We start from the raw sequence: 18,717 nt of genomic DNA, 5'->3' as shown, positions 1-18,717 counted from the left end.
TTGGCCGCTTCCCCCCGCGCGGCCTTCGCAGAGGAAATGCCTGATGACGCTGCATGATGTCGCGCTCGACGACAAGTTCGACCTCGGAAAGGAGCGCATCTTCCTGTCCGGCGCGCAGGCGGTCATCCGCATGCTCCTGATGCAGCGCGAGCGCGACCGCCGCGCCGGCCTTAACACGGCCGGTTTCGTCTCCGGCTACCGCGGCTCGCCGCTCGGCGGCCTCGACATGCAGCTGTGGAAGGCGAAGAACCAGCTCGCGCAAGCCGACATCGTCTTCCAGCCCGGCCTCAACGAGGAGCTTGCCGCCACCGCCTGCTGGGGGTCGCAACAGACGGAACTACTGGGCGAGGGCACCCATGACGGTGTCTTTTCGGTCTGGTACGGCAAAGGTCCAGGCGTTGATCGTTCGGGCGACGTGTTCCGCCACGCCAACCTGGCCGGCTCATCTAGGCATGGCGGCGTGCTTGCGCTCATGGGCGATGACCATATGGCCGAATCCTCGACCAATGCGCATGCCACCGAATTCCTCTTCGTCGACACCATGGTGCCGATCCTCAATCCGGCCGGCGTCCAGGAGATCATCGACTACGGCCTGTACGGCTTTGCCATGTCGCGTTTCGCCGGCACCTGGGCGGCGATCAAATGCGTCAAGGACAACATCGAATCGACGGCCTCGGTCGACGCCTCGCTCGAACGGCTGAACATCGTCGTGCCGGAGTTCGACATGCCGCCGGGCGGCCTCAACATCCGTCACGAGATCGACATGCTCGGCCAGGAGGAGCGGCTGCACGAGTACAAGCGCGCCGCAGCCTCCGCCTTCATCCATGCCAACGGGTTGAACCACATCGTCTATTCGGGCGGCCGCAACCCGAAACTCGGCATCATCACGCTGGGCAAGAGCTATCTCGATGTCCGCCAGGCGCTGGAGGATATCGGCATTGATGAGGCGGCCGCCAACCGCATCGGCGTGCGGTTGTTCAAGGTCGGCTGCCCCTGGCCGCTCGACCTGCAGCACATCGCCGACTTTGCCCGCGGCCTCGATACCATCGTTGTCGTCGAGGAGAAGCGTTCGCTGATCGAGGTGCAACTGCGCGAAAGCCTTTATGGCACAGCCTCGCAGCCGGTCATCGTCGGCAAGAAGGATGAGCGCGGCGACTGGCTGTTCCCGGCCAAGGGCGCGCTCGACCCCAACGAGATCGCCATTGCCCTTGGCGAGAGGATCGTCAAAACCATCGGTCCGTCGGAAGAGATTTCGGCGCGGGTGGCGAAGCTGCGCCAGTTCCAGGCGATGCTGGCCGACGCCACCGATATCGGCTCGCNCNCGCCCTTCTTCTGTTCCGGCTGCCCGCACAACTCCTCGACCAAGGTGCCAGACGGCTCGATCGCCGCTGCCGGCATCGGCTGCCATTTCATGGCGTTGTGGATGGACCGCAATACGCTCGGCTTCACCGCCATGGGCGGCGAGGGCGCGCAATGGGTCGGCCAGGCGCCGTTCTCGAAGCGCGACCATATCTTCCAGAATCTCGGCGACGGCACCTACAACCATTCCGGCGTGCTGGCGATCCGCTTCGCTTTGTCGAGCGACGCCAACATCACCTACAAGATCCTCTACAACGATGCGGTGGCGATGACCGGCGGCCAGCCGCATGAGGGCGGCCTGACGGTGGACATGATCGCCAGGCAGGTGCGGGCCGAGGGCGTCGACCGTATCGCCATCGTCACCGACGAACCGGACAAATATGCCGGCAAGGCCGCATTCCCGGCCGGCGCCACCATCCATCATCGCGACGACCTCGATCTCGTCCAGCGCGAGCTGCGCGACGTCAAGGGCGTCTCGATCCTGCTCTATGACCAGACTTGTGCCGCCGAAAAACGCCGGCGCCGCAAGCGCGGCGCCTTTCCCGATCCCGACAAGCGCGTCTTCATCAACGAACTGGTCTGCGAAGGCTGCGGCGATTGCGGCGTGCAATCGAACTGCGTCTCGATTCAGCCGGTCGAGACCGAATTCGGCCGCAAGCGCAAGATCGACCAGTCGAGCTGCAACAAGGATTTCTCCTGCGTCAACGGCTTCTGCCCGTCCTTCGTCACCGTGCATGGCGCCAAGATCCGCAAGGCCGAAGGCCTTGCCGGCAAGACCGATCCGCTTGACGGGGTACCGACACCAGCCGAATTCCCGCTGGGCGCCGAGGGTTGGGCGGCGATCATCGATGGCGTCGGTGGCACCGGCGTCGTCACCGTCGGCGCCGTGCTCGGCATGGCGGCCCATCTCGAGGACAAGGGCTGCGGCATGATCGACATGGCCGGCCTTGCCCAGAAGGGTGGCTCGGTGTTCACCCATGTCCGCATTGCCCGCACGCCGGACGACATCCACGCCATCCGCGTTTCGGCGGGCAAGGCCGATCTCGTGCTCGGCTGCGACCTCGTCGTGTCAGGCGCCAAGAAGGTGCTGACGGCGGTGCGCGAGGGCCATACCATTTTCCTCGCCAACACTGCCGAGATCATGCCTGGCGAGTTTGCCCGCTCGGCCGATTTCTCGTTACCGATCGAGCGCCTGAAGAAGGCGATCCGGGCCGCCGCCGGCGACGACAAGGCGCATTTCTTCGACGCCACCCGCACCGCCACATCGCTGTTTGGCAATTCGCTTGGCGCCAACATGTTCATGCTCGGCTTTGCCTTCCAGCATGGCGGCCTGCCGCTGTCGGCCGAGGCTGTCGAAAGGGCGATCGAACTCAACGGCGAAGCGGTGGCGATGAACATTGCCGCCTTCCGCTGGGGCCGCCGCGCAGCGCACCAGCCGGATTTCGTGCGCGGCGTCGTCGCCCAGCCGGGCAAGGCGGGAGAGATCGCTCCGGCCGCGCAGACGCTGGACGAGATCATTGCCCGCCGTGTCGCCTTCCTGACCGCTTACCAGAACGCCGGCTACGGCAAGCGCTACGCCGACAGGCTGGCGCTGCTGCGTGCCGCGGAAGCCAAGGCCATGCCCGGCTCGACGACCGTGACAGAAGCGGCGGCCAGGAACCTGTTCAAGCTGATGGCGATCAAGGACGAATACGAGGTGGCGCGGCTCTACACCGACGGCTCCTTCGCCGCCGAGCTTGGCAAGCAGTTCCAGAGCTACGAGAAACTCGAATTCCACCTCGCCCCGCCGATCATGGGACGTCGCGGCAATGACGGAAGCCCTCGGAAATCGAGCTTCGGCCCCTGGATGATGAAGGGTTTTCGCCTGCTGGCGGCGCTGAAGGGCTTGCGCGGCACCGCTTTCGACCTGTTTGGCTATAGCGCTGAACGGCGCGTGGAACGGCAGCTTTTGGCGCAATATGAGGCCGATCTTGAGCTCGTCGCCAGGTCGTTGGCGCCGGGCCAGACCGATGCGGCGGTCGCTCTCGTCTCGGTCCCCGCCCTCATCCGTGGTTACGGCCACGTACGGCAGGCAAGCGCGCAAAAGGCCGCGGGCGAGCGTAAAAGGCTGCTCGAACGCCTGTCGGCCGCGTCAGTGCGGCCGGAACTGCAGGCCGCCGAATGACGGATACGGCTTGTTTACCTGAAGCTTGATTTTCCTGGCCTGTCCTGCATTCGCAGGTCCTCGGCAGCTAAGTCGAAATCACTGTTCTAAGCCTTTCTTAAGGCGGTTGTGACATGACAAGGCTTAGCGTTGGGCCGACGATATGGGCAGAACAAAAACCGAGAACATCCCCGCGGATGTCTATATCCAGTTTGTGCGGTCGTTGTTCGACAACGCCCACATGCTGGTGATCGGTGGCGTATGCTACTGGATTCTCGGATTCATGATCTACCTGCGTACGCAGAACCCTTTGTTCCTGGGTTTTTCTTTCACCCTGCTGTCCATCAGCCTCTTCCGCTACTCCGGCATTCGCAGCTTCCGCAAGGCGGGCGGCGTCATAGCCAATGTCGAAGAGGCACGGCGGTGGGAGCGCACCTATATCCTCAAGGGCAGCCTGCAGGGCCTCGGCTTGGGCGCGCTGTGTTTCATATCGATCTATGTCTATCCCGATCCGTTTGCCGAACTGGCCGCGACGTCGCTGGCCATCGCAACCTTGGTGACGGTTGTTGGCCGCAACTACGGATCTCCGCTCATGGTGCGGATTTTTTCCGTGACCTTCATTGGTCCGGCAGCCCTTGCACTCCTGCTGCGCATGGATCTCCCCTCGGTCGTTCTCGGCTTGATGATCATCCCGTTGACTTTCATCACGATCAACAGCGCCGACCACGTCCGCGACGTGCTTTTCTCGGCGGTCATCGGCCACAAGGAAGCGCGGAAGCTCGCGCACAGGTTCGATCGCGCCCTCAACACCATGTCGCACGGCCTTGTCATGCTCGGCCCCAACGGCCGGGTGGCGGTGGCTAATGCCGAGGCTGCCCATCTGATGTCGCTCAAGTCCGGGGATGCGCTGCTCGGGCGGTCGATCCATGGCCTTTTGATGCGCGGCGTCGCCGGCGGCATGCTGGCGCCGAAGGATTGCCGCTACATCGAGGCGCAGCTGACCCGCGCCCTGCGCGAGGGCCGCGACCGCAAGGTGCTCGTTTCCCTCGCCAACGGCCAGCACTACGAATTTTCCGCACGCGAAGGCAGCCAGGAATTGGGTGTCATCACCTTCGAGGATGTGACGGCTCGCGTCGAGGCGGAAGACAAGATCCGCTTCATGGCGCGCTACGACAATCTCACCGGTCTGCCCAACCGCGCTTACTTCCACGAACTCGTCGGCGAGGCGATGGCATCGGGCGACCGCGACCGCCTCTGCGGCCTGGCCGTGCTTGACCTCGACGATTTCAAGAGCGTCAATGACACGCTCGGGCATCCGATCGGCGACGGGTTGATCTATGCGGTCGCCGAACGTCTCGCCGGCGTTGCAGGGCAAGGCATCACCGTCAGCCGTTTTGGCGGCGACGAATTCATGGTTTTCTTCGACCGGATCGAGGATGAAAGCCACCTGACCATCCAGATCGACGAGATCTTTGCAGCGTTGCAAGGCGAAGTGGACGTTGCCGGCCACGGGCTGCGCATCCAGGCCAGCGGCGGCGCCGTGTTGGCGCGGGTCACGGACAGCGATGTCGACGCCATGATCGTCAAGGCCGATCTGGCGCTTTACAAGGCCAAGGAGCTCGGCAAGAACGGCTGGCGGCTGTTCGAGGCAGCGATGGACGCCGCGTTCCGCAACCGTCAGCTGATGAAAGCGGACCTGCGCAGCGCGGTGGAAAGCAAGAGCCTGCGGGTCGTCTATCAGCCGATCGTGGCGATGAACACCATGCGCATCGCCAGCTGCGAGGCGCTGTGCCGCTGGGATCATCCCGATCTCGGGCCGATTTCGCCCGCCATCTTCATTCCGCTCGCCGAGGAAATGGGCATTATTTCAGAGATCAGCACCTTTGTGCTCCAGGCAGCCTGCACCGAATGCGCCAAATGGCCGGACCAGACCAGCGTATCGGTCAATCTCTCCGCCAAGGATTTCCGCAATCGCGACGTCATCCAGAAGGTTCGCGATGCGTTGATCAGCTCCGGCCTCGCCGCCGGCCGGCTGGAGATCGAGGTCACCGAGACGGCGCTGCTCGACGACAAGTCGCTGACGCGCCAATATCTCGACGAATTGAAGCAGCTTGGTGTGCGCATCGCGCTCGACGATTTCGGCACCGGCTATTCGAGCCTGAGCTATCTTCACAAGCTGCCGCTCGACAAGATCAAGATCGATCGCTCGTTCCTGATAGACGTCACCCAGAATTCCCGTTCGCTGGAGCTGCTCAAGGGCATCGTCAATCTGTCACGGCCGCTTGGGCTTTCGGTGACCGTCGAGGGCGTCGAGACCTTCGAGCAGCTCAAGATCCTGGCTTTGCAGGTCAAACCGGACCTTGTGCAGGGCTTCCTCTTCGGTGCCGCACTGAGTGCATCGGGTATCGAGACGATGTCGAATGTCACCTGGCCATTTGCCGCGGACCTGCGCCTCACCGGCAAACGGGCGGCCAGTTCCGGCAAACGGACAGCCAGTTAGGCAATTCCAGGAAAAGTGCGAAGCGGCTCGCTTGGGGTGGTTCCACCGCTTTGTCAGGCGTCTCATGTCCGGCGGTACACAATGTTGCGTGATCACCGGGAACGGGTCGGGCGAAATCCAGCCTGACAGGCGGCGTCATTGACAGCCAGCCGGTTAAAGTTCGCCAGGCAAAACGAGGGAATACGACACACGCGAAGATTGCTGAACGCAAGGGTCGCATCTCAAGTGGACGCACGGCTGTTAAGGTTAACAGAAGGTAAACCAGCACCATCCAAGTTTCAGCTTGTGTCTCATTTCAGCTCGAATACCCTTATCCGTAGGCGGAATTTCGAGGACAGATAATGGATGCTGCAAGGACCGTGAGCAATGCCTCTGGCGGGGTAGGCTCAGCCGGGGATTCCGTGCTGAACCGATCGATGATGCAATTGCTGGAGCATGTCGATTATCGCCTCATTACCGGAGGCGAGGATCTGGAGGCGATTTACCGACTTCGCTATAAATCCTATCTGCGCACGGGCATGTGCGGCCCAATCGCCAGCGGGATGTTCCAGGATCGCTGGGACAATCTGCCCAACTCCTACCGGTTCGGTGTCTATTTCTACGGAGAATTGGTCAGCACGATCCGCTTCCATTACATTTCCAGCGAGCACCCGAATTCGCCCTCCGTCGATGCCTATCCCGAAATACTGCTCGAGCGACTTGCCCGCGGCGAAACCTTTATCGACGGAACCCGGTTTGCGACCGATCCCGACAGCGCGCCGGCGCCGGGAGTGCTGCCGTTCCTGACACTCAGGCTCGCCATGGTGGCCTCGCTCTATTTTGGCCAGAACTCGGTGCTTACGCCGGTCAAGGTCGAGCATTCCAATTTCTATTCGCGTTATTTCAATGCCGTGCAGAGGACCGAGGCTAAAGAATTTCCAGGCGTTCTTACCCGGATCGCCCTGTTCGAAATCCCTGCCGGCGAAAATATGCGCCTGACACTCGAACGGTTCCCATTCTTCAGGTCGACGCCCACGGAACAGCGGCTGATGTTTGGCAATCCGGCCATCAACCGACTGACACCCTTGTCCATTGTGCCGACAGCGAAATATTATCGCGCCGCCGCGTAGGCGTCCCTATTTTTGCAAAGCACCCGGAGCCTTACGGCCAGATCCGCGTTCTAATGACGGCGGCGTGCTGCCGCTCTGTCTTTGTCATCCCAACGGATCTGTCAGAAGGACTCCCGACATGCACATCTCTCAGCTCGCGCTCACGCCGCTTATCTCGCTGATCGCCGGCGTGCTGATCCTCGTCATGCCACGGCTGCTGAACTATATCGTCGCGCTTTATCTGATCGTCGTCGGACTGCTGGGGCTCTTCCCGCACCTTGCCGGCTGAAACCTTCGAGCGAGCCTGGCGCAAAGGCTGTCTCTCGCTGGGGGGTCGGCCGGCAGTTTCAATATTCCCTTGAGGCAGTTGTCGGCCCAATGCGGCAATAGCGCCATTGCTCTTGGCCCGGCTTTTCGGTATGTGCCTGAAAGATGTCTTCGAAGGGGTACTCCTATGGCTGATCACTCGCCGACCGGTCCTGTCGAACTGGGCGCGAAGATGGACTATTCCGAGCATGACCGCACCTATGCGGGCTTTCTCGCGCTGGCCAAATACGGATCGCTTTTCTGCGGCGCGCTCCTTGTGGCGATGGCTTTCGGCTTCTTTGCGGCAGGTTTCTTCTCGGCGCTGATCCTGTTCGTCCTGCTTCTGGCCGTCGGCGCCTTCATTCTGCGATAGACCTTCCAAAACCCCGTTGCGGTTGACGTCGCCGGACATTCCGGCCGACACTTTGCGCAAACAGGTTCCAGCCGAAAGGATCATGCGGTGGGACAGACGGTTTTCATCCCTCGTGAACTCGATGCGAACGAGCCGCGCGTCGCGGCTTCGCCGGATACCGTGAAACGGCTGATCGCGCTTGGCTTCGATGTCGTCATCGAAACCGGTGCTGGCACAAGGTCGCGCCTCCCCGATGAAGAGTTCGCCAAGGCCGGTGCTGCCATCGGCAAGGCTTCCGATGTCGCCAAGGCCGATGTCGTGCTGAAGGTTCGCCGGCCAACGGACACCGAGCTGAAGAGCTACAAATCCGGCGCTGCCGTGATCGCCATCATGGATCCCTACGGCAACGACGCGGCAGTCGCGGCTCTGGCTAAGGCCGGCGTGACGGCTTTCTCGATGGAGTTCATGCCGCGCATCACCCGCGCGCAATCGATGGACGTGTTGTCCTCGCAGGCCAACCTTGCCGGCTATCAGGCGGTGATCGACGGCGCTTCGGAATATGACCGGGCGCTGCCGATGATGATGACGGCTGCAGGCACGGTGCCGGCGGCAAAGGTCTTCATCATGGGCGTCGGCGTTGCCGGCCTGCAGGCCATCGCCACGGCGCGCCGCCTCGGTGCGGTCGTCACCGCCACCGACGTTCGTCCTGCCGCCAAGGAGCAAGTCGCTTCGCTCGGCGCGAAATTCCTGGCCGTCGAGGATGAGGAATTCAAGGCGGCCGAGACAGCCGGCGGCTACGCCAAGGAAATGTCGAAGGAATACCAGGCCAAGCAGGCGGCACTCACCGCTGAGCACATTGCCAAGCAGGATATCGTCATCACCACGGCGCTGATCCCCGGCCGTCCGGCGCCGAAGCTGGTCTCGGCGGCGATGGTCGCCTCGATGAAGCCGGGCTCGGTGCTCGTCGATCTGGCGGTAGAGCGTGGCGGCAATGTCGAAGGCGCCGTGCCAGGCAAGGTTGTCACCACGGCCAACAACGTCAAGATCGTCGGCCATCTCAACGTGCCCGGCCGCGTCGCCGCATCCGCCTCACTGCTTTATGCCAGGAACCTGTTCGCTTTCCTTGAGACGCTGGTCGACAAGACCACGAAAACGCTTGCCATCAACCGTGATGACGATCTGGTCAAGGCGACGATGCTGACCGACGGCGGCAAAGTCGTTCATCCAGCCTTCGCCAAGGCTGACCAGCAGCCTCATGTCGAGCCGGCCGCGATACCGGCCACGACGATGGTTGCCGACGCCTGGGTTGCACCAGAGAAAGCCGCGCCCAAGAAAACTGCCTCATCCAAGTCCTCGCCCAAGCCGAAAGGGACCGCGTGATGGATCAGACCCTGCAGAAAGCCCTCGATCAGCTCGACCAGGCCTCCGCCGCCGTCAAGCTTGCGGTGCAGAACCTGGCCAACGCCCCAGGCGGCACTGACGCGGCGGGTGACGCCGCGCACGCGCTGTCCGGCGGCGCGATCGATCCCTTCGTCTTCCGGTTCGCCATCTTCGTGCTGGCAATCTTCGTCGGCTATTATGTCGTCTGGTCGGTGACCCCGGCGCTGCACACGCCGCTGATGGCCGTCACCAATGCCATCTCCTCGGTCATCGTCGTCGGTGCGTTGCTCGCCGTCGGCATCGCGGCTTCCGGGGTTGCCGCAGGCTTCGGCTTCGTCGCGCTGATGCTGGTCTCCGTCAACATCTTCGGCGGCTTCCTCGTCACCCAGCGCATGCTGGCCATGTACAAGAAGAAGGACAAGTAGCGCGCCATGAACGCCAACTTCGCGTCCTTCCTCTATCTGGTTTCCGGCGTCCTGTTCATCATGGCGCTGCGCGGCCTGTCGCATCCGACCACCAGCCGCCAGGGCAATTTCTACGGCATGATCGGCATGGGCATCGCCATCGCCACCACGCTGGCGCTGGCAACCCCTTCGGCCGGTCGCTTCGGCCTGATCGTGCTTGGCCTTGCCATCGGTGGCGGTGTCGGCGCCGTCACCGCGCGCCGCATCGCCATGACCTCGATGCCGCAGCTGGTCGCGGCTTTCCACAGCCTCGTCGGCCTTGCCGCCGTCATGGTGGCGGCAGCCGCCATCTATGCGCCGGAGAGTTTTGGCATCGGCACGAATGGCGACATCCACGCCCAAGCCCTGATCGAGATGAGCCTTGGCGTCGCCATTGGCGCCATCACTTTCACCGGCTCGGTCATCGCCTTCTTGAAACTCGACGGCCGCATGTCGGGCAAGCCGATCATGATCGGTGGCCGCCACTTCATCAATGCTGCCCTTGGCGTAGCCCTGATCGTGCTGATTGTGCTGCTCGTCACCACCGAAGCCAAACTGGTGTTCTGGCTGATCGTCGCCGCCTCGCTGGTGCTCGGCATCCTCTTGATCATCCCGATCGGCGGCGCCGACATGCCGGTTGTCGTCTCGATGCTGAACTCCTATTCCGGTTGGGCAGCGGCGGCACTCGGTTTCACGCTCGGCAATCTGGCGCTGATCATCACCGGGGCGCTGGTCGGTTCGTCCGGCGCGATCCTGTCCTACATCATGTGCAAGGGCATGAACCGAAGCTTCATCTCGGTCATCCTCGGCGGCTTCGGCGGCGAGACGGCAGCAGCGGCCGATGACGGCATCGAGCGCACGGTCAAGCAGGGCTCGGCCGATGACGCGGCCTATCTGATGATGAACGCCCAGAAGGTCATCATCGTGCCGGGCTACGGCATGGCGGTCGCCCAGGCGCAACACGCGCTGCGCGAAATGGCCGACAAGCTGAAGGCCAATGGTGTCGACGTCAAATACGCCATCCATCCCGTGGCCGGCCGCATGCCTGGCCATATGAACGTACTGCTGGCAGAGGCCAATGTGCCTTACGACGAAGTGTTCGAACTCGAGGACATCAACTCCGAATTCGCGCAGGCCGATGTCGCCTATGTCATCGGCGCCAATGACGTCACCAACCCGTCCGCGCGGGATGACAAGAGCTCACCCATTTATGGCATGCCGATCCTCGACGTCGACAAGGCGCGCACCTGCCTGTTCGTCAAGCGCTCGCTCGGCTCCGGCTATGCCGGCATCGACAACACGCTGTTCTACAAGGACGGCACCATGATGCTGCTCGGCGACGCCAAGAAGATGACCGAAGAGATCGTCAAGGCCATGGATCACTGACCTGGCCTCGTCTTCGAAACCTCAAAATGAGAGAAAGCCCGGCATCGCGCTGGGCTTTCGTTTTTTGCGGCCCGGCACTGTTTAAACGCAGCCTGTTTGGCCGGGCTTCCTGTTGAACGGCGATGGCCGATGTCAGCGGGTGGTCAGGAAAACCGCTTCCTCTTCGTCGCGCTGCCTGCCGCCGAGAACGGCCGCGGCACTGGCGATAAAGGCACCAATGACCAGCGACAAGGCGCCAAGCAGGGCAAAAGTCGCGCTGCCTTTCCTGGCGGTGTCGGCAGCCTGCTTGGCCTTGACCTTGGCGTCGTCGACCTTGGCCACCAAGGCGTCGACCCGCGTCTTGGCGTCGGCCTCGGAAAGACCGGTGCGGGCGGCAACGAGTTGCGACAGATAGGTCTTGTCGTCGGCCGAAATCTCGCCGGCCGCCGCACTGGCGATCAGGATGCGCGACGCCTGGCCAACCGCGGCGGCATTGCCGTCCGGACCAGCCGTCACGAGCTTGCTCGCATCTGCCGGACGGAACAGCGAATCCACCATATAGGAGGTCGCGTTGTCGGTCGATGCGCTGCCGGCGTTGGCAGAAGCACCAGCCGATGCACCCATGGCGGCACCCGAAGCCGCGGTGGACACCGCCTGTACGCCTGTGCCGAGTACCGCGGAAAGCGCCGAGCCAAGCACGCCGACGACAAGCAGCGTCGCCAACGCCCAGGCAAGGAAGCCATGAGCGGTGTCACGAAAATACACCTCGTCAGTGTGGACGCCGACCCATTTGGTGCGCAGGCGTCCGGCAAGGTAACCACCGACGCCGGCTGACAGCCATTGCACGATGATCAGCCAGATGGCGGTCGACACCGCGAAGGTGGTTATCGATGCACCGGACCCCGACCATGGTGAAACCATGCTGAGCCCAAGCCCTGAGCCGAGCAGCATGAGGATGAAGGTCAGCGTCGAGGCCGCGAAGGCGCCGGCGATGATCGGTCCCCAGCTGACAGCTGTGGCCGATGATTCTTCTGAAGCGGATAGGTCGATAGCCGATACGGTGGGCTGCATCAATGCCCCCTACCGTACGAACAGCATGATGAGAATGATGATCGGAATCGGAATACCGAGCAACCAGAGCAATATGCCACGTCCCATGAAAGGCCTCCTGTGAGCAATTGTGATCGATGCTGTCACAATGTCGTGGGAGGGCTTCCGTTCCGGCGGGGTATAAAATGATTTTATTGGTACAGACGGAACAATTGACGCGCCGCGGCTCCGCAATGTCTGAGCCGATGATGCCGTTGTGATTTGACCCGCAAATCGAGTTGGGCGAAAGCGGACGCCTCGCATCGGGGCTTTTGACTCGTGAAGCGCGGATCAAGCTGAACCTGTCAGCCCTGCCAATTCTTCTGACGCCACATTTCCTTTCTGAGCAGAAAGCCCAATGGTCCTGACGAGGTTGCGGATGCAGCAAAAAACGAAAGCCCGGTGGATTTTGGATGCCGCCTGCAGGCCGCGCCTGGCAATTTTCGCCGGCTTGGCCTTTCTCTGTGGTGTGTTCGTTTGGGGTGGAACCCTGGCAGCCACAGCCATTGCGCCGGCTGGTGCGACGCCGACCGGGTCAGTCAGCCAAGATATCGGGCATCTTTCTCCGGTAGGCTTTGAAGTGGTTCGCATTCCCAACAGCAGCGAACCGCCGCTGACGGCCGGTATCTGGTACCCGACCTCAGCCGAGCCGCGGGATGTTCCATTGGATACCTTCAATCAGCGCGTCGCGCCTTCCGGCCCGATAGAAGGCCGTTCGCTACCGCTCATCGTGATCTCGCATGGAGGTGGCGGATCCTATGCCAGCCACTATGATACAGCGCTTGCGATGGCGAGTGCTGGGTTCATCGTAGCCGCGGTGAGCCACGCCGGCGATACCTATGACGACCAGAGCAAGGTGCTGATGCCATGGCGCCGGGTCTAAGCCGGCTGATCGATTTCATGCTGGGCGACTGGCGGGGACATACCGACATCGACCCGCAGCGCGTCGGCGCCTTCGGATTCTCGAATGGCGGCTTCACTGTACTCGTCGAAGCGGGGGGAATACCCGACCTCGACAGGATCGACCCATACTGCGCCGCAAATCCCCAGCACGATCTTTGCACCGCGCTGGCAAAAGCGGGGGTCCATTCAGTTGCAAAAGCGGTCCAACCTCCGCCCGAAGCGTGGAGGCCTGATCCGCGAATCCGAGCCATCGCGGCCGCCGCGCCCGCATTCGGCTTTGCGTTCGACCGCGCCGGCCTCGCTTCGGTTCAAATCCCGGTACTGATGTGGCGCGCGGCCGACGACCAGCATCAACCCAACCCATGGTATGAAGAAAAAATCCGGTCGGCGTTGCCTCGGCCGCCGGAGTATCATGTCGAACCCCTGGCGGGCCACTATGCGTTCCTGCCCCCATGCGGCACAAAATTGCGCGCCGCGGCTCCAAGGATTTGCCTGGACGCTCCGGGATTTGACCGGGCTGCGTTTCGTCAGCGCCTGAACGCTGCCCTGGTGGACTTTTTCAGGGCATCGCTGCGGTCTTAAATATCCAGATTAGCGACCGACAATGCGTTGTCCTGGATGAACTCGCGTCTCGGCTCCACCTCGTCGCCCATCAGGCGCGAGAACAGGCTGTCGGCATCGGTCGCGTCATTGACCTTGACCTGCAGCAACGAGCGCACATTCGGGTCGAGCGTGGTTTCCCACAGCTGCTCGGCGTTCATTTCGCCGAGACCCTTGTAGCGCTGCATGGTCAGCCCCTTGCGGCCGGTCGCAAAGACCGCATTGAGCAGCGCCAGCGGCCCCGAAACGATTTCGGAGACATCCTTGCGGCGCAGCACCGGCGGCGACCCGTAGATTTCGGTCAGACGCTGTGCGTAGCGGTCTAGCTGGCGCGCATCGGCCGAATTGATCAGCGCCAGGTCGAGATGGGCATATTCCTTGACGCTGCGCACGGTGCGCTCAAAGACATAACCGCCAGTGCCCTCATTCGAGGTCGACATGCGGCCGGTCCAGCCGCGCTCGGTGTCCTCGGCGATGATGTCGAGGCGTTTTGCAATGCGCTCCGCCATTGCATTGGCGCGGCCAAGATCGTCGAATACATCCGGGTTGAGCCCGCCTGCGATCGCCGCCTGCTCGACCACGCCCCTGTTGTAGCGTGTGTGAAGCCCGTTGATCAGCTGGCGCACGGCCAGCGCATCGTCGATGGCGCCGCGCAGATCCTGTCCGGTGCGAACCTCGCCCGAGCCGAGCGAAAGTGACGCCTCCTCCAGCCCCGATCCGATCAGGAATTCCTCGAAGGCACTCTCATCCTTGATGTATTGCGAGCTCTTGCCGCGCGTCACTTTGTAGAGCGGCGGCTGGGCGATGTAGAGGTGGCCGCGCTCGATCAGTTCAGGCATCTGCCGGAAGAAGAAGGTGAGCAGCAAGGTACGGATGTGGGCGCCGTCGACGTCGGCGTCGGTCATCAGGATGATCTTGTGGTAGCGCAGCTTGTCGGCGTTGAACTCGTCCTTGCCGATCGAGGTGCCGAGCGCGGTGATCAGCGTGCCGATCATCTCGGAGCCGAGCATGCGGTCGAAGCGTGCCCGCTCGACATTGAGGATCTTGCCGCGCAGCGGCAGAATGGCCTGGTTCTGCCGCGAACGGCCGCCCTTGGCGGAGCCGCCGGCGGAATCACCCTCGACGATGAAGATTTCGGATTTCGCCGGGTCGCGTTCCTGACAATCGGCCAGCTTGCCGGGCAAGGACGTGACGCCAAGCGAGCTCTTGCGGGTGATGTCGCGCGCCTTGCGCGCCGCTTCACGCGCCGCCGCGGCCTGGATCACCTTGTCGATGACCACCTTGCCCTCGGACGGGTGCTCTTCCAGCCAGGTGCCGAGCGCCTCGTTGACCAGCCCCTCGACCACCGGACGGACTTCCGAGGAGACCAGCTTGTCCTTGGTCTGCGAGGAGAATTTCGGGTCGGGAACCTTGACCGACAGCACCGCCGTCAGCCCTTCGCGGCAATCATCACCGATCAGCGAGACCTTTTCCTTTTTGGTCAGGCCCGAGGACTCGCCATAGCCGGTGATCTGGCGCGTCAGCGCGCCACGGAAACCGGCCAGATGGGTGCCGCCGTCGCGCTGCGGGATATTGTTGGTAAAGGCCAGCACGTTTTCGTGGTAGCTGTCGTTCCACCACATCGCCACTTCGACGGTGATGCCGTCGCGCTCAGCCTTGATGGCGATCGGCGTCTCGATCAGCGGCTTCTTGACCCGGTCGAGATATTTGACGAACTCTTCCAGCCCGCCATCATAGTGGAGCTCATGGCGCACAATGTCGGCGTGGCGGGCATCGGTCAGAATGATGCGTACGCCGGAATTGAGGAAGGCGAGTTCGCGCAGCCGGTGCTCCAGCGTGCCGAAGTCGAACTCGACCATGGTGAAGGTTTCGGATGACGGGAAGAAGGTGATCTGGCTGCCGCTGCGTCCCTCATAGGTGCCCGGCTGCTTGTTCTGCTCATAGCTGCCCGTCGCCTTCAGCGGCGCATCGGCATTGCCATGCGTGAAGCTCATCTCGAAGATCTGGCCGTTGCGGCGAATCTTGAGCTTCAGCCATGCCGAAAGGGCGTTGACCACCGAGACGCCGACGCCATGCAGGCCGCCCGACACCTTGTAGGAGTTCTGGTCGAATTTGCCGCCGGCATGCAGCTGCGTCATGATCACTTCGGCCGCGGAAATGCCTTCGCCAGTGTGGATATCGGTCGGAATGCCGCGGCCATTGTCGATCACCGTCACCGAACCATCGGGGTTGAGCGTCACGGTGACGAGGTCGGCGTGACCGGCCAGGGCCTCGTCGATGGCGTTGTCGACCACCTCATAGACCATGTGATGCAGGCCCGAACCGTCGTCGGTATCGCCGATATACATGCCGGGGCGTTTGCGAACAGCGTCCAACCCCTTCAAAACCTTGATGGAATCGGCGCCGTATTCGGCCTCGGCGCCGTTGGTGTTCTCGGTCTGGTCGCTCATGAAAACCTGTTGTCTAGATGCCGCTTGTACAGCGCGAAAAATCGGCCCCGAATCGCGCGTCTGATATCGACTAGATATAGGCGCTAAAGGCGGTTTTTCCAAGGTTTGCGGGCATTTCCGGGCTGAATCCGGGGCTGGCAGCCGGCTATTTTTTTCGCGCGCCGAATTTGGCGAGAAGATCGCGCAGATATTTGATCGTGGATTTGTCCCGGGGCGCCAGCCGGCCCGTGCGGTCGAGCTCCAGCGTCAGGGTCAGCGCCTTGGTCAGCACCGCCTTCGGATCCTTCGCCACATAGGCATAGTTGATGTAGGCCTGCACCAGATCGAATTGCCAGATCGCATTGTTCGGATCGGACTGGGCCAGTCGCTGGCGGATCGCGAGACTGGCCTCGAAGGCCTTCTTGGAGCCCTCGAAGTGGCGCTGTTTGGTCTCCAGCATACCGATTTCCGAGAGCGTGATCGAAAGGTCACGCTGCCAGTCGGAATTGGCTGGATCGAGTTTCGCCAGCCGGTCGGCAATGACAAGACTGTCCTGGTAGTTTTGCAGTGCGCCGCTGACATCGCCCTGGGCACCGAGCACACCGGCAACCTTTTCCATGCAGACCGACAGGTCGCGCTGCCATTCGGTGTTGCCGGGGTCATCAGCGGCAAGGTCGCGCATCACAGTCAGTGCCTGCTGATAGGAAGCCAGCGCTGCCGGCCAGTTCTGCTGGTCGTTGAGCGCGTTGCCGACCTTGTCGTAACTGATCGACAGGTCGCGCTTCAGGTCGGTGTCGTTGGGGTCGCGGCGCATCAGCTCTTCGGCGATCGCCTGGCTCTTGGTGTAGGCCGCGAGCGCACCGGCGGCGTCGCCGCGCTCGCGCATCACATCACCAATCCTCTCCTGGCTGACGGCGACAGCGCGCTGGCGCTCAGGGTCATCGGGTTTGTTCTCGGCCAACGCCAGCCGAATCCTTAGGCTCTCTTCAAAGGCCGTCTGGGCGCCGTCCAGTTGGCCGGCGGTCCGGGCAAGGTCGCCGATTTCGTCATAGGTAATCGTCAGGTCGCGCAGCAGATCGCCGCTGTTCGGCGAGGCATTGGCCAATTGCTGCTTGATCGACAGGCTCTGCTGATAGGCCTGGGCCGCCGCGCCCACATCGCCTTGCGTCGCCAGCACATTGCCGATCTTGTCATTGGCCATGGCAAGATCATCAAGCCAGTTTTTCTTGTCCGGCACGCTTGCGATCAGGTCCTGCAGCATGTCCCTGGCCGCCTCATAATTTTCCAGGGAGGTTGGCAGGTCGCCTTGCGCCATCTCTATGTTGGCGAGCTTGATATGGCTGATGGCGAGATCGCGCTTGACGCTGGGGTCGGTTTCCTGACGCGACCGCTGCCCGAGGTTGGCCACCAGCGCGGTAAAGGCGCGGCCGGCCGCCTCGACATTGCCCACCGTCGTATAGAGAATACCGAGTTCCTCCAGCGTGCGGCTCTGGCGGTCGGCCTGTTCCAGGTTGAGCGACGTTTGCCCGGCCTCACCATACAGCGACAGCACCGTTTCATAGTCCTTGATGGCCGTGGCGTAGTCGAGATCGGCGCGCGCCGCGCCGCCGGACAGATAGACCGTGGCGGCTTCGGACAGGGTGCGGCTGACGAAATTGACCTTCAGTGCCTGGCGCGAGACATTGTCGATGTCGGCGGCCTTGGCAAGGATCGCACGAGCGCCATCGAAGGCGCCGAGCGACAGCTGTTCCTCGGCCTGCCGGCGCAGCTCCGTCACTTGCGGATCGTCGGAGGCGAGCGTCTTCATTTCGCTGCGCACCTTGACGAAGGAGTCGGCAGCCTCGCGCAGCCGGGCATTCAGGCTGTCAGCCGACAGATGGCTGGTGTCGGTGCCGATCAGCGCGCCATAGAGCGGCGCCAGCGGCATGTCGGCATCACTGGCGATCTGTTCGACCTCGCCGCGCATGTCCGGCGTCACATCGGCCATGGCCAGCAGCAGCCGTTCGCGCTCCGGCAGCTGTTGCTTGGCGGCGGCGGCAAAGAACAGTTTTGGCAGGCCGCTCTCGACATAAGGCAGCTGTTTGCCGCGCGATAGGTCATAGACCTCCTGCTGCACCAGCGTCAGCACCGAGCGGATTTCGAGCCCGTCCGTACCGAGATATTTGGTCAGCGCCGTGGTGAAAGGCGAGTTCTGGCCGGTGCCGTCAGCGGCTGTCTCGCCGGGCGCGGCTGAAAAGGCGAACAGGATGTTTTCCGCCTTCCCGATGCGGCCGAGACCTGGCTTGACCTTGTCAGCGACATCCTTCGCCAGCGAGGTCGCACCGCGCCCCTCGCCGTTGCCGCCCGCGAACGGATCGCTGCGGCAGGCATCGAGCACGATCAGCCCGACCTTGGCGGTGGCGGCGACCGCAGCGCGCACCTCTTCCAGCGGTAGGCTGGTCTTGTCCAGCGCGTCGAGCGAGGAGGCATCGGCATCGACCGGCAGCAGCCGGTTGTCGCCCGAGATTTCCACGCCATGGCCGGAGAAATAGACCAAAGCGACATCGGCCCCTTTGGCATCCTCGCGAAAATCGTCGAGCGCGCGCCGCATGCGCCGGAGGTCGCGGTTGGTTTCGAGAACGACCTCGAAGCCGAGCGCCTTCAACGCCGCTTGCATCGCCTCGCCATCATGGAGGGGATTGGCCAAGGGCCTGACCAGCCGGTAGTCGTCTTCGGCCATGATCAGCGCCACGCGCCGCTCCGCCACCGCGGTGGCGGTGG

Annotated in this window: 13 protein-coding genes; 10 read left to right on the top strand and 3 right to left on the bottom strand. The window is 62.6% G+C overall.

Annotated features, from left to right (window positions below):
- Positions 1-43: 43 nt before the first annotated feature.
- The 8 genes from A3A9_RS0125790 to A3A9_RS0125755 all read left to right on the top strand — a co-directional run bounded on the left by A3A9_RS0125790 (position 44) and on the right by A3A9_RS0125755 (position 10,957).
- Positions 44-3,523 (top strand): indolepyruvate ferredoxin oxidoreductase family protein, encoded by a 3,480-nt coding sequence (locus A3A9_RS0125790; protein ID WP_027061220.1) that lies wholly within the window; start codon positions 44-46, stop codon positions 3,521-3,523.
- Positions 3,524-3,665: 142 nt separating this feature from the next.
- Positions 3,666-6,002, top strand: a complete 2,337-nt coding sequence (locus A3A9_RS0125785) for a putative bifunctional diguanylate cyclase/phosphodiesterase (RefSeq protein ID WP_027061219.1) — start codon at positions 3,666-3,668, stop codon at positions 6,000-6,002.
- Between the two features lie 341 nt (positions 6,003-6,343).
- Positions 6,344-7,111: an N-acyl amino acid synthase FeeM domain-containing protein gene (locus tag A3A9_RS0125780; protein ID WP_027061218.1), complete on the top strand. Its 768-nt coding sequence runs from the start codon at positions 6,344-6,346 to the stop codon at positions 7,109-7,111.
- A gap of 118 nt (positions 7,112-7,229) precedes the next feature.
- Complete coding sequence (locus A3A9_RS42990) at positions 7,230-7,379, top strand: DUF3096 domain-containing protein (protein WP_080680904.1); 150 nt, start codon at positions 7,230-7,232, stop codon at positions 7,377-7,379.
- 165 nt (positions 7,380-7,544) lie between these two features.
- Positions 7,545-7,769: an aa3-type cytochrome c oxidase subunit IV gene (locus A3A9_RS0125770; RefSeq protein ID WP_027061217.1), complete on the top strand. Its 225-nt coding sequence runs from the start codon at positions 7,545-7,547 to the stop codon at positions 7,767-7,769.
- A gap of 87 nt (positions 7,770-7,856) precedes the next feature.
- Entirely contained in the window at positions 7,857-9,128 is a 1,272-nt protein-coding gene (locus A3A9_RS0125765; protein ID WP_027061216.1) for a Re/Si-specific NAD(P)(+) transhydrogenase subunit alpha, read from the top strand.
- Complete coding sequence (locus A3A9_RS0125760; RefSeq protein WP_033838796.1) at positions 9,128-9,553, top strand: NAD(P) transhydrogenase subunit alpha; 426 nt, start codon at positions 9,128-9,130, stop codon at positions 9,551-9,553. The genes A3A9_RS0125765 and A3A9_RS0125760 overlap by 1 nt, the downstream gene beginning before the upstream one ends.
- 6 nt (positions 9,554-9,559) lie before the next feature.
- On the top strand, positions 9,560-10,957 hold the full coding sequence (locus A3A9_RS0125755; protein WP_027061214.1) for an NAD(P)(+) transhydrogenase (Re/Si-specific) subunit beta: 1,398 nt from the start codon (positions 9,560-9,562) through the stop codon (positions 10,955-10,957).
- A gap of 132 nt (positions 10,958-11,089) precedes the next feature.
- Here A3A9_RS0125755 and A3A9_RS0125750 read toward each other — a convergent pair whose 3' ends face one another.
- Positions 11,090-12,007, bottom strand: a complete 918-nt coding sequence (locus tag A3A9_RS0125750) for a hypothetical protein (RefSeq protein ID WP_027061213.1) — start codon at positions 12,005-12,007, stop codon at positions 11,090-11,092.
- Between the two features lie 397 nt (positions 12,008-12,404).
- Here A3A9_RS0125750 and A3A9_RS45875 point away from each other — a divergent pair, with 397 nt between their 5' ends.
- Both A3A9_RS45875 and A3A9_RS45870 read left to right on the top strand, forming a co-directional pair.
- Positions 12,405-12,908 carry a hypothetical protein gene (locus A3A9_RS45875; protein WP_245279119.1) on the top strand — a complete coding sequence of 168 codons (504 nt, stop codon included), beginning with the start codon at positions 12,405-12,407 and terminating at the stop codon, positions 12,906-12,908.
- Positions 12,893-13,510, top strand: a complete 618-nt coding sequence (locus tag A3A9_RS45870; protein ID WP_245279118.1) for an alpha/beta hydrolase family protein — start codon at positions 12,893-12,895, stop codon at positions 13,508-13,510. Before A3A9_RS45875 ends, A3A9_RS45870 begins: the two co-directional genes overlap by 16 nt.
- Here A3A9_RS45870 and gyrB read toward each other — a convergent pair.
- The gene (gene gyrB / locus A3A9_RS0125740) at positions 13,507-15,978 is read right to left on the bottom strand and encodes a DNA topoisomerase (ATP-hydrolyzing) subunit B (protein WP_027061212.1); all 2,472 of its coding nucleotides are present in this window, start codon (positions 15,976-15,978) and stop codon (positions 13,507-13,509) included. The two genes, A3A9_RS45870 and gyrB, sit on opposite strands and share 4 nt — an antisense overlap.
- A gap of 145 nt (positions 15,979-16,123) precedes the next feature.
- A partial coding sequence (locus A3A9_RS0125735; RefSeq protein ID WP_027061211.1) for a caspase family protein occupies positions 16,124-18,717 on the bottom strand: 2,594 nt, incomplete at its 5' end.

It is taken from the genome of Mesorhizobium loti CJ3sym (assembly GCF_000472785.1).
Taxonomy (GTDB): domain Bacteria; phylum Pseudomonadota; class Alphaproteobacteria; order Rhizobiales; family Rhizobiaceae; genus Mesorhizobium; species Mesorhizobium loti_E.
This window is presented reverse-complemented; position numbering and strand designations above follow the sequence as displayed.